This window comes from Kitasatospora sp. NPDC058243 (genome assembly GCF_042882025.1).
In the GTDB taxonomy this organism is placed as follows: domain Bacteria; phylum Actinomycetota; class Actinomycetes; order Streptomycetales; family Streptomycetaceae; genus Kitasatospora.
Genome location: NZ_JBHVWW010000057.1, coordinates 50,536 through 61,797, shown reverse-complemented (window position 1 = coordinate 61,797; position 11,262 = coordinate 50,536). Strand labels below are relative to the sequence as shown.

General features: G+C 73.2%; 8 protein-coding genes. 3 read left to right on the top strand and 5 right to left on the bottom strand.

Annotated features, from left to right (window positions below; all coding sequences use genetic code 11):
* Positions 1-140 precede the first annotated feature (140 nt).
* Both ACFVX9_RS29505 and tdh read right to left on the bottom strand, forming a co-directional pair.
* Positions 141-1,334: a glycine C-acetyltransferase gene (locus tag ACFVX9_RS29505; RefSeq protein WP_063346236.1), complete on the bottom strand. Its 1,194-nt coding sequence runs from the start codon at positions 1,332-1,334 to the stop codon at positions 141-143.
* A gap of 32 nt (positions 1,335-1,366) precedes the next feature.
* Positions 1,367-2,395 carry an L-threonine 3-dehydrogenase gene (gene tdh / locus ACFVX9_RS29500; RefSeq protein WP_063346237.1) on the bottom strand — a complete coding sequence of 343 codons (1,029 nt, stop codon included), beginning with the start codon at positions 2,393-2,395 and terminating at the stop codon, positions 1,367-1,369.
* Positions 2,396-2,863: 468 nt separating this feature from the next.
* On the opposite strand from tdh, the gene ACFVX9_RS29495 reads away from it, so the two are divergent.
* Positions 2,864-4,288, top strand: a complete 1,425-nt coding sequence (locus ACFVX9_RS29495) for a serine hydrolase domain-containing protein (protein WP_387984423.1) — start codon at positions 2,864-2,866, stop codon at positions 4,286-4,288.
* Positions 4,289-4,392: 104 nt separating this feature from the next.
* Here the strand turns inward: ACFVX9_RS29495 and ACFVX9_RS29490 are convergent, their stop codons facing one another.
* The gene (locus tag ACFVX9_RS29490) at positions 4,393-5,454 is read right to left on the bottom strand and encodes an ATP-dependent DNA ligase (protein ID WP_387984422.1); all 1,062 of its coding nucleotides are present in this window, start codon (positions 5,452-5,454) and stop codon (positions 4,393-4,395) included.
* Positions 5,455-5,595: 141 nt separating this feature from the next.
* Here ACFVX9_RS29490 and ligD point away from each other — a divergent pair, with 141 nt between their 5' ends.
* Entirely contained in the window at positions 5,596-6,603 is a 1,008-nt protein-coding gene (gene ligD, locus ACFVX9_RS29485) for a non-homologous end-joining DNA ligase (protein WP_380345211.1), read from the top strand.
* Positions 6,604-6,612: 9 nt separating this feature from the next.
* On the opposite strand, the gene ACFVX9_RS29480 is transcribed toward ligD, so the two are convergent.
* Both ACFVX9_RS29480 and ACFVX9_RS29475 read right to left on the bottom strand, forming a co-directional pair.
* Entirely contained in the window at positions 6,613-7,134 is a 522-nt protein-coding gene (locus ACFVX9_RS29480) for a hypothetical protein (RefSeq protein WP_380485035.1), read from the bottom strand.
* Positions 7,135-7,258: 124 nt separating this feature from the next.
* Entirely contained in the window at positions 7,259-8,458 is a 1,200-nt protein-coding gene (locus ACFVX9_RS29475) for an 8-amino-7-oxononanoate synthase (protein WP_387984419.1), read from the bottom strand.
* Between the two features lie 171 nt (positions 8,459-8,629).
* On the opposite strand from ACFVX9_RS29475, the gene ACFVX9_RS29470 reads away from it, so the two are divergent.
* Complete coding sequence (locus ACFVX9_RS29470; protein WP_380345222.1) at positions 8,630-11,122, top strand: DEAD/DEAH box helicase; 2,493 nt, start codon at positions 8,630-8,632, stop codon at positions 11,120-11,122.
* The last annotated feature ends 140 nt before the right edge of the window (positions 11,123-11,262 follow it).

Below are 11,262 nucleotides of genomic sequence, written 5' to 3'. Positions count from 1 at the left end.
GGGTGGGGGGTGGGGGGGGAGGGGGGCCCTTCCCCCCCCCCCCCAATGAGGGTGGTGAGCCCGCGGGCCGGTCCGGTTCCGAGCGGACCGGCCCGCGGGCAGCTCATGGGGCTGCCGGCTTACTCGTCGCCGGACAGGGCCTACTCGCCCAGCGCGGCGCGCGCGTCGACGAAGGCGGCGACGGCGCGCTCGACGTCCTCGGTGGAGTGCGCGGCGGACAGCTGCACCCGGATCCGGGCCTGGCCGTGCGGGACCACCGGGAACGAGAAGCCGATCACGTACACGCCGCGCTCCAGCAGCAGTTCGGCGAGCCGGCCGGCCTTGGCCGCGTCGCCGATCATCACCGGGGCGATCGGGTGGTCGCCCGGCAGGATCTCGAAGCCGGCCTCGGTCATCCTGCTGCGGAACAGCGCCGTGTTGGCCGCCAGCCGCTCGCGCAGCTCGTTGGACTGCTCGACCAGGTCGAGCACCTTCAGCGAGGCCGCCGCGATCACCGGGGCGAGCGAGTTGGAGAACAGGTACGGGCGGGAGCGCTGGCGCAGCAGGGCGACGATCTCCCGGCGGGCGGCGACGTAACCGCCGGAGGCGCCGCCGAGCGCCTTGCCGAGGGTGCCGGTGATGATGTCCACGCGGTCCATCACGCCGTGCAGTTCGGGGGTGCCGCGGCCGCCGGGGCCGACGAAGCCGACGGCGTGCGAGTCGTCGACCATGACCATGGCGTCGTAGCGGTCGGCCAGGTCGCAGATCTCGCGCAGCGGGGCGACGTAGCCGTCCATCGAGAACACGCCGTCGGTGACGATCAGGCGGCGGCGGGCGTCCTGGGTCTCCTTGAGCTGCTGCTCCAGGTCGGCCAGGTCGCGGTTGGCGTAGCGGTGGCGGCGGGCCTTGCTGAGGCGGATGCCGTCGATGATGCTCGCGTGGTTGAGCGCGTCGGAGATGACGGCGTCGCGGTCGTCGAGGAGGGTCTCGAAGACGCCGCCGTTGGCGTCGAAGCAGGAGGAGTACAGGATGGTGTCCTCCTGGCCCAGGAAGGCCGAGAGCCGGTCCTCCAGCGCCTTGTGGACGTCCTGGGTGCCGCAGATGAAGCGCACCGAGGCCATGCCGTAGCCCCAGCGGTCCAGCGCGTCCTTGGCGGCGGCGAGCACCTCGGGGTGGTCGGCCAGGCCGAGGTAGTTGTTGGCGCAGAAGTTCAGCACCTCACCGGGGCGGCCGCCGCCGGTGACGGTGACCGCGGCGCTCTGCGGGGTGCCGATGACCCGCTCGGGCTTGAAGAGCCCGGCCTCGCGGATCTCGTCGAGGGTGATGGCGATGTCGGCGCGCACGTTGTCGAACACTGCGGACTCCTAACGAGGACGAACGGGGGGGCTCAGGCGGTCCAGTCGAGGATGATCTTGCCGCAGCGGCCGCTGGCGGCCTCGTCGAAGGCGGCCGCGAAGTCGTCGGCGGCGTACCGGCCGGTGATCACCGGGGCGAGGTCCAGCCCGCCCTCCAGCAGCACGGACATCGCGTACCAGGTCTCGAACATCTCGCGGCCGTAGATGCCCTTGATGGTGAGCATCGAGGTGACGACCGAGGCCCAGTCGATCGGGAACTGCTCGGCGGGCAGGCCGAGCACGGCGATCTTCCCGCCGTGGGTCATGTTGGCGATCATCGACTGCATCGCCTCGGGGCGGCCGGACATCTCCAGGCCGACGTCGAAGCCCTCGCGCAGGCCGAGCTTCTGCTGGCCCTCCTCGATGGTGTGCTCGGCGACGTTCAGCGCCAGCGTGACGCCGACCTCCCGGGCCAGGTCGAGGCGGTACGGGGAGACGTCGGTGATCATCACGTTGCGGGCGCCGGCGTGCTTGGCGACGGCGGCCGCCATGATGCCGATCGGGCCCGCGCCGGTGATCAGCACGTCCTCGCCGACCAGCGGGAAGGAGAGCGCGGTGTGGACGGCGTTGCCGAACGGGTCGAAGATCGCGGCCACGTCCAGGTCGACCGGCACCCGGTGCACCCAGACGTTGGAGGCGGGCAGGGCCACGTACTCGGCGAAGGCGCCGTCCCGGCCGACGCCGAGGCCGACCGTGTTGCGGCACAGGTGGCGGCGGCCGGCCTGGCAGTTGCGGCACTTGCCGCAGACCAGGTGGCCCTCGCCGCTGACCCGGTCGCCGACCGCGATGTCCGCGACGCCGGCGCCGATCTCGGCGACCTCGCCGACGAACTCGTGGCCGAGCACCAGCGGGGTCGTGATGGTCTGCTGGGCCCAGCCGTCCCAGTTGCGGATGTGCAGGTCGGTGCCGCAGATGCCGGTCCGCAGCACCTTGATCAGCACCTCGCCGGGGCCGATCTCCGGCTTCGGGACGTCCACCAGCCAGAGCCCGGGCTCGGCCTTCTGCTTGACGAGTGCCTTCACGGGCGACGGCTCCTGACGTGCGAGTGGGGCGGCCTTCGCGGGTGGGCAGGCCGAGTGGCCCCGGTGTGGCCGTTCCTGGCGGACGCGTTCCGGGCAGGCAGCAATCTGCCTGGTCAGGGTGGGTTCGGTCCATCGAGGAATTCTTAAGGGCGGCCACAGCTGGGCTAAACGATCGTGCCCGAGCTGGGGCCGGGGGCGGGTGCGGCATGCCGGTGCTCACCTGTTCGGCCGAGCGCGAGCCCGCTTCCGCGACACCAATCCCCCAGTGGGCAGCGGTCCTTGACAACACGGGAGGCGATGTGCGCCAGCCGGCTGGGGCAGTCGGCTGACCGCTGGGTCCGTTCGGGTCAGCCCCGCGGCGGCCGACGCGCGGGGCCGCACCGGCGGTGCTTACGGTGGCGGCGCTCCCCCGTCGGCCTCGTGGAGCAGCGCTCCGGGGCCGTCCGCCGCAGAGAGGCGCCTCGACCTATGACCACGATCCGACGGCCGCATCCGGCCGCGTCCCGTTCCACCCGCCGAGCGGCCTGCGCCGCCCTGGTGCTGACCGGCCTGCTCGCGACCGCGGCCTGCTCCGGCGGCTCGCCGCCGAACCGGCCGGCCGGCGGCGCGGCCCTCACCGCCGAGCCGGCCGCGCTCAGCCCGTCCGCGTCGGGCTCCACCGCCGGCTCGGGCGCCGCGAGCGGCTCGGCCGGCGCGGTGGTGCCGCTGACCCCCGACGTCGCCAACCAGCTGGACGCCGCGATCAAGCAGGTGCTGGGCCAGACCTCCACCCCGGGCGTGATCGTCGGGATCACCACCCCCGACGGCAGCTACCAGCGGGCCTTCGGCCAGGCCGACAAGTCCGGCACCCCGATGTCGCCCGACCTGAACATGCGGATCGGCAGCGTGACCAAGACCTTCACGGCGACCGGCGTGCTGCGGCTGGTCGACCAGGGCAAGGTGGGCCTGGACGACCCGGTCTCCAAGTACGTGGACGGCGTGCCCGGCGGCGACAACATCACCATCCGCCAGCTCGCCGGGATGCGCAGCGGCCTGTTCCCGTACACCTCCGACCCGGACTTCGTGAACGCGCTGATCAGCGACCCGAACCGGGTGTTCACGCCCGACCAGCTGCTCGCCTACGGGTACAAGCACCCGGCGAACTTCCCGCCGGGCAGCAAGTTCCAGTACAGCAACAGCAACTACATCCTGCTCGGCAAGGTCATCGAGAAGGCCGGCGGGGAGCCCGTGGACCAGTTCCTCAAGGACCAGGTGTTCAGCCAGGCCGGCCTGAACGGGACGGTCTTCCCGACCGACGCGACCTTCCCCGACCCGCACGCCCGCGGCTACACCGACCAGACTCCCAACGGCCAGACCACGGACGCCACCGACTGGAACCCGTCCTGGGCCTGGTCGGCCGGGGCGGTCATCTCCAACCTCACCGACCTGCAGAACTGGACGAAGTCCCTGGCCACCGGCTCCCTGCTGAAGCAGGACACCCAGTCCCAGCGGTTGAAGACCCAGCCGACCGGCGACCCCGGCGTCGGCTACGGCCTCGGGCTGTTCAACAACAACGGGTGGATCGGGCACAACGGCTCGCTGCCCGGTTACGAGACCGTGGCGGTGTACCTGCCGCAGTCCCAGGCCACCCTGGTGGTGCTGCTCAACACCGATGTGCCGTACCGGGGTTCGGAGCCGTCCTCGCTGTTCGCGAAGGCGATCACGCAGATCGTCTCGCCGAAGAACGTCTACTCGATCCCGCCCGTGAACACCGCCTCGCCGTCGGCCTCGTCCTCGGGGTCCGCGTCACCGTCGCCCTCGCTCTCGCCCTCGGGATCGGGGTCGGCCTCGTCCCCGGCCTCGCCCGGCGCCCCGGGGTCCCCCTCCGGCGCGCCGACCACGGTCAACGCCTGAGCACCAGACCGCCTGAACGCTTGAGTGCCTGAGCGCCAGAGCCATCGGAGCCCCACCCGCCGGAGGCCCGGCCCGGATCACCGGGCCGGGCCTCCGACGTGCCGTCAACTGCCCAGTACGCGGGCCAGATCGTAGGAGACGGGCTCCTCCAGCTGCGCGTAGGTGCAGCTCTCCGGCGCGCGGTCCGACCGCCAGCGGCGGAACTGCGCGGTGTGCCGGAAGCGGGTGCCCTCCATGTGGTCGTAGGCGACCTCGACCACCCGCTCGGGGCGCAGCGCGACCCAGGAGAGGTCCTTGCCGCCGGTCCACCGGCTGACCGCGCCCGGCAGCCGGCCCTCGGCGTGCGCCGCCTCGTCCGCCCAGCCGCCCCACGGGTGGCGGGAGAGGTCGGTCATCCGCAACGGGGTCAGTTCCTCGGCGAGTTCGCGGCGGCGGGCCATCGAGAACGCGGCGCAGACGCCGACGTGCTGGAGCCGGCCCTCGGCGTCGTTGATGCCGAGCAGCAGCGAGCCGACCACCGGGCCGCTCTTGTGCTCGCGGTAGCCGGCCACCACGCAGTCGGCGGTGCGCTCGTGCTTGATCTTGAACATGGTCCGTTCGCCCGGCCGGTACGGCTGGTCCAGCGGCTTGGCCACCACGCCATCCAGCCCGGCGCCCTCGTACTCGGCGAACCAGGTCTGCGCCACGTCCCGGTCGGTGGAGGCGGGGGCGGTGAACACCGGGTCGCGGGCGGCGCCGAGCGCCGCCTCCAGGGCCGCGCGGCGCACCGACAGCGGCTCGTCCAGCAGCGGGGCGTCACCGAGCGCGAGCAGGTCGAAGGCGATGAAGGAGGCGGGCGTCCGCTCCGCGAGCAGCCGCACCCGGCTGGCCGCCGGGTGGATGCGCTCCAGCAGTTCCTCGAACCGCAGCCGGCCGTCCCGGGCGATCACCACCTCGCCGTCCAGCACGCAGCGCGGCGGCAGCTCCCGCCGCAGCGCGGCGACCAGCTCGGGGAAGTACCTGGTCAGCGGTTTGCCGGTGCGGCTGCCGAGCTCCACCTCGTCGCCGTCGCGGAACACGATCGTCCGGAAGCCGTCCCACTTGGCCTCGTACTGCATCCCCGGCGGGATCTTCGCCACCGACTTGGCGAGCATCGGCGCCACCGGCGGCATCACGGGCAGGTCCATGGCTCCGATCCTCGCGCGCACGGCCGGAAGGCGCGCGACGAAAGGGCGCGCGACGAAAGAGCGCGCGACGAGAAGGCCCGCAACGAAAAGGCCCGCGACGAAAAGACGCGCGCGGGGCACGGCGCCCTTAGCGTGAGGGGCATGGGCTCAGCCGTGGAACTGGATGTCGCCGGGCGCAGCGTCCGGCTGTCGAACCCGGACAAGGTGTACTACCCCGAGCGCGGCTTCACCAAGCTGGACGTCGCGCAGTACTACCTGGCCGTCGCCGACGGGGTGCTGCGCGGACTGCGCGACCGGCCCACCACCCTGCAGCGCTTCCCGGACGGCGTGGACGGCGAGTTCTTCTACCAGAAACGCGCCCCCAAGGGCCTGCCGGACTGGCTGCCCACCGCCCGGATCAACTTCCCCAGCGGCCGCTCCGCCGACGAGATCTGCCCCACCGAGCCGGCCGCCGTGCTGTGGGCCGCCAACCTCGGCTGCCTCACCTTCCACCCCTGGCCGGTCCGCCGCTCCGACACCGAGCACGTCGACGAGCTGCGCATCGACCTCGACCCGCAGCCCGGCACCGACTTCCACGACGCCGTCCGCGCCGCCCACGAACTGCGCGCCCTGCTGGAGGAGTACGGGCTGCGCGGCTGGCCCAAGTCCTCCGGCGGGCGCGGCCTGCACGTGTACGTCCCGCTGGCGCCCGAGTGGACCTTCACCGACGGCCGGCACGCGGTGATCGCCCTCGGCCGGGTGCTGGAGCAGCGCATGCCCGGGCAGGTCACCACCGCCTGGTGGAAGGAGGAGCGCGGTGAGCGGATCTTCGTCGACTACAACCAGATGGCCCGCGACCGCACCATCGCCTCCGCCTACTCCCTGCGCGCCCGCCCGCGCGCCACCGCCTCGACCCCGCTGCGCTGGGAGGAGCTCGACGACGCCTCCCCCGAGGACTTCGACCTGCGCACCGTCCCCGCCCGCTTCGCCGAACTCGGCGACCTGAACGCCGGGATGGACGGCCGGGCGTACCGGCTGGACGGCCTGCTGGAGCTGTACGACAAGCAGCTGCGCGACGAGGGCCTCGGCGAGCTCCCGTACCCGCCCGACCACCCCAAGGCGGCCGGCGAGCCGACCAGGGTGCAGCCCAGCCGGGCCCGGAAAGCGTAGGGCGTGTCTTCACACCCCCGTCATGGCCAGCACGAACCAGAGGACGCCGCCCAGCACCACCAGGGTGAACAGCAGGACGCCCCCGACCGCGCCGGAGAGCAGCAGCCCCCGGCCGACCCGCCGCGCGCGCAGGCCGACGCCGGTCAGCAGCACGCCCGCCACCCCCGGTGCCAGGGCCAGCGCCAGCAGCATCACCGTCCGCGCCACCTCGGCGTCCGACACCAGGTGGCACTCGTCGCCCTCGCACACCGCCCAGACGTCCTCGCCGACCGGCGCGCCCGCCCACATCCGGGCGTGCTCGTGCGCCGGGCTCCCGCCGTCCGGGCGGAACGCGCCCCGGCAGTCCGAGGGCGGTGGGCCGTCCTCGAACGCCGGGATCAGACACCGCTCCGCCCGGAACGTCCCGGGCACCCCCACCAGGCCCGCCGCCTGCCCGAACTGCCGCACCGGCCCGCCCACCAGCCACCCGGCCAGCCACACCAGCAGCACCCCGGCCGCCACCGGCCCCCACCGCCGCACCGCCACCCCCATCGGCTCACCCCCGCTGGGGTGACGCCACCGGCGGCCGGACGGTTGCACGGGCGGCCAAGCGGGCGGCCAAGCGGGCGGCAGGGCGGCCAAGCGGGCAGCCGCCGTGCGCCCCTCCCGGCAGGTGTCAGCCGACCCGGGCGCCCTCCGGCGCCAGCTCGGCGATGATCCGGACCGCCTCCGCGAGCTGCCCGTCCGTCAGGTCCCCGCGCGCGGTCAGCCGCAGCCGGGACACCCCGTCCGGCACGGACGGCGGGCGGAAGCAGCCGACGGCGAGCCCGGCCCGCCGGCAGTCGGCGGCCCAGGCGACGGCGGCCTCCGCGCCCGGGGCGCGCACCGACACCACGGCCGCGTCCGGCTCGCAGGCCCGGAGCCCGGCGGCGGTCAGCCGGGCCGCGAGGCCGCGGGCCACCTCGCGGGTGCGGTCCGCGCGGTGCGGCTCGGCGCGCAGCAGGCGCAGCGCGGCGAGGGCGGCGGCGACGGCGGCCGGGGCGAGGCCGGTGTCGAAGATGAAGGTGCGGGCGGTCTCGGTGAGGTGGCGGATCACCCGGCGCGGCCCGAGCACGGCGCCGCCCTGCGAGCCGAGCGACTTGGAGAGCGTGACGGTGGCGACGGTGTCCGGCTGCCCGGCGAGCCCGGCCGCCGCGAGCGCCCCGGCGCCGCCGGGGCCGAGGACGCCCAGCCCGTGCGCGTCGTCGACCAGCAGCGCTGCGCCGTGCGCCCGGGCGGCGGCGGACAGCCCGGCCAGTGGGGCGGCGTCGCCGTCCACCGAGAACACCGAGTCGCTGACCACCAGCGCCCGCCGCTGCGTCCGGTGCTCCAGCGCCTCCCGGACGGCCTGCGGGTCGCTGTGCGGGGCCCGGTGGACGTCGGCGCGGGCGAGCCGGCAGCCGTCGATCAGCGAGGCGTGGTTGTAGGCGTCCGACACGATCAGCGTGTCCGGGTCGGTGAGCGCGGTCAGCGCGGCCAGGTTGGCGGTGTACCCGGAGGAGAACACCAGCGCCGCCTCGACCCCGCAGAACGCGGCGAGCTCCTCCTCCAGTTCGGTGTGCAGCGCGGTCGTCCCGGTCACCAGCCGCGACCCGGTCGATCCTCCGCCCCAGCGCAGCGCCGCCTCGGCCGCCGCCTGCGTCACCGCCGGGTGCCTGGTCAGCCCCAGGTAGTCGTTCCCGGCCAGGTCGAGCACCGGGTCCTGTGCCGTGCGGCTGCGCAGCCGGCGGGTCAGCCCGGCCTCGGCCCGCAGCTCGGCGGCCTCGTCGAGCCAGTCGAAGACGGCCGCCGGGGCCAGGTCGGTGGTGTGCGTTCCGGACGCGAGCGGTTGGACCATGCCCGGCACTCTGGCACGGCCCCGCCGCCGCGATCAATGTGCGGCCGCGCACAGCTTCGCGGCCGACGGTGCAGCGATCCGGACAGTCCCGGGGCGGGTGCCGGCGGAGGGCGGGCTTTGCCGGGGGTGGCGGCGAGCAGGCAAGATAGCCGGGTGACCCTCCTTGATCTGATGCCGAAGCCCGCCACGCCCGATGCGCTGTACGAGACCTTCGCCGCGTGGGCGGAGGAGCGCGGGATCACGCTGTACCCGGCGCAGGAGGAGGCGCTGATCGAGCTGGTGTCGGGGAACAACGTCATCCTGGCGACGCCGACCGGGTCGGGCAAGAGCCTGGTGGCGGCCGGGGCGCACTTCGCGGCGCTGGCGGAGGGGAAGCGGACGTTCTACACGGCGCCGATCAAGGCGCTGGTGTCGGAGAAGTTCTTCGACCTGGTCAAGATGTTCGGCACCGAGCAGGTCGGCATGATGACCGGCGACGCGAGCGTGAACCCGACCGCGCCGATCATCTGCTGCACGGCCGAGGTGCTGGCGCAGATCGCGCTGCGCGACGGGCTCCGGGCGGACGTCGGCCAGGTGGTCATGGACGAGTTCCACTTCTACGCGGAGCCGGACCGCGGCTGGGCCTGGCAGATCCCGCTGCTGGAGCTGCCGCAGGCGCAGTTCCTGCTGATGTCGGCGACGCTCGGCGACGTGCGCCGCTTCGAGGAGGACCTGACCCGCCGGACGGGCCGCCCGACGACGGTGGTGCGCAACACGACCCGCCCGGTGCCGCTGTTCTACGAGTACCGCCGCACCACGATGCACGACACCCTGGAGGAGCTGCTGCAGACCGGCCAGGCGCCGGTCTACGTGGTGCACTTCACGCAGAAGGAGGCGGTGGACCGGGCGCAGTCGCTGATGAGCATCAACATGTGCTCGAAGGCGGAGAAGGACGCCATCGCCGACCTGATCGGCGGTTTCCGCTTCACCACCAAGTTCGGCCGCAACCTGTCCCGTTTCGTGCGCCACGGCATCGGCGTGCACCACGCGGGCATGCTGCCGAAGTACCGCCGGCTGGTCGAACGCCTCGCCCAGGCGGGCCTGTTGAAGGTGATCTGCGGGACGGACACGCTCGGTGTCGGCGTGAACGTGCCGATCCGCACGGTGCTGTTCACCGCCCTGTCGAAGTACGACGGGCAGCGGGTGCGGATCCTGCGCGCCCGGGAGTTCCACCAGATCGCCGGGCGCGCGGGCCGGGCCGGGTTCGACACCGTCGGACAGGTGGTGGCGCAGGCGCCCGAGCACGTGATCGAGAACGACAAGGCGATCGCCAAGGCCGGGGACGACCCGAAGAAGAAGCGCAAGGTAGTGCGCAAGAAGGCGCCGGAGGGCTTCGTCGGCTGGACCGAGGAGACCTTCGACAAGCTGATCGGCGCCGACCCGGAGCCGCTGGTCTCCCGGTTCAAGGTGAGCCACGCGATGCTGCTGTCGGTGATCGGCCGCCCCGGCAACGCCTTCGAGGCGATGCGCAAGCTGCTCACCGACAACCACGAGGACCGCGCGGCGCAGCGCCGGCACATCCGCACCGCGATCGCGATCTACCGCTCCCTGCTGCAGGGCGGCGTGGTCGAGCGGCTGCCGGAGCCGGACGCCGAGGGCCGGATCGTGCGCCTGACGCTCGACCTCCAGGAGAACTTCGCGCTCAACCAGCCGCTCTCCACCTTCGCCCTGGCCTCCTTCGAGCTCCTCGACCCGACCTCGCCCTCGTACGCGATGGACGTGATCTCGGTGGTCGAGGCGACCCTCGACGACCCGCGCCAGATCCTCGCCGCGCAGCAGAACAAGGCGCGCGGCGAGGCCATCGGCGAGATGAAGCGCGACGGGATCGAGTACGAGGAGCGGATGGAGCGGCTCCAGGAGATCACCTACCCGAAGCCGCTGGAGGAGCTGCTCACCCACGCGTACGAGGTGTACCGCCGGGCGCACCCGTGGATCGGCGACCACGAGCTGCGGCCGAAGTCGGTGGTCCGCGACCTGTACGAGCGGGCGATGACCTTCTCGGACTACGTCGGCTTCTACGAGCTGGCGCGCACCGAGGGCATCGTGCTGCGCTACCTGGCGGGCGCGTTCAAGGCGCTGGAGCAGACCGTCCCCGAGGACGTGAAGACCGACGACCTGAAGGACGTCATCGCCTGGCTCGGCGAACTGGTCCGCCAGGTCGACTCCAGCCTGCTGGACGAGTGGGAGCAGCTGGCCAACCCCACGGACCCGCAGGCCCCCGAGGTGACGCTGGACGACAAGCCGGCGCCGGTGACGGCGAACGCGCGGGCGTTCCGGGTGCTGGTGCGCAACGAGCTGTTCCGCCGGGTCGAGCTGTGCGCGCTGGAGCACTACGCGGAGCTCGCCGAGCTGGACGGCTCGTACGGCTGGGACGCGGACCGCTGGGCGGACGCCATGGACGGGTACTGGGAGGAGTACGACGACCTCGGCACCGGCCCGAACGCGCGCGGCCCCAAGATGCTGATCATCGAGGAGGAGGACTCCGCCTGGAAGGTCCGGCAGATCTTCGACGACCCGGAGGGCGACCACGACTGGGGCATCAGCGCCGAGGTCGACCTGTACGGCTCGGACGAGGAGGGCCGGGCGGTGCTGCGGGTCACCGCGGTGGACCGGCTGGGCGGCTGACGGATCGTCAACCCCCGCTTGCGGAGTCGGCGGCCCCCCGGGAGGGGGGGGCGGGGTGGGGTTACACCCCAACAAAAGGGGCGACCCCCCCGTCGGGGAGCGCGCGAGTCTCCCCCCCCCAAGTCTTCTCTGTTGTGAGA

Excerpts from the sequence above, each read along its gene's own strand:
- ACFVX9_RS29495 (WP_387984423.1), top strand. The coding sequence starts at position 2,864 with ATGACCACGATCCGACGGCCGCATCCGGCCGCGTCCCGTTCCACCCGC.
- ACFVX9_RS29490 (WP_387984422.1), bottom strand. The coding sequence starts at position 5,454 with ATGGACCTGCCCGTGATGCCGCCGGTGGCGCCGATGCTCGCCAAGTCG.
- ligD (WP_380345211.1), top strand. The coding sequence starts at position 5,596 with ATGGGCTCAGCCGTGGAACTGGATGTCGCCGGGCGCAGCGTCCGGCTG.
- ACFVX9_RS29480 (WP_380485035.1), bottom strand. The coding sequence starts at position 7,134 with ATGGGGGTGGCGGTGCGGCGGTGGGGGCCGGTGGCGGCCGGGGTGCTG.
- ACFVX9_RS29475 (WP_387984419.1), bottom strand. The coding sequence starts at position 8,458 with ATGGTCCAACCGCTCGCGTCCGGAACGCACACCACCGACCTGGCCCCG.
- ACFVX9_RS29470 (WP_380345222.1), top strand. The coding sequence starts at position 8,630 with ATGCCGAAGCCCGCCACGCCCGATGCGCTGTACGAGACCTTCGCCGCG.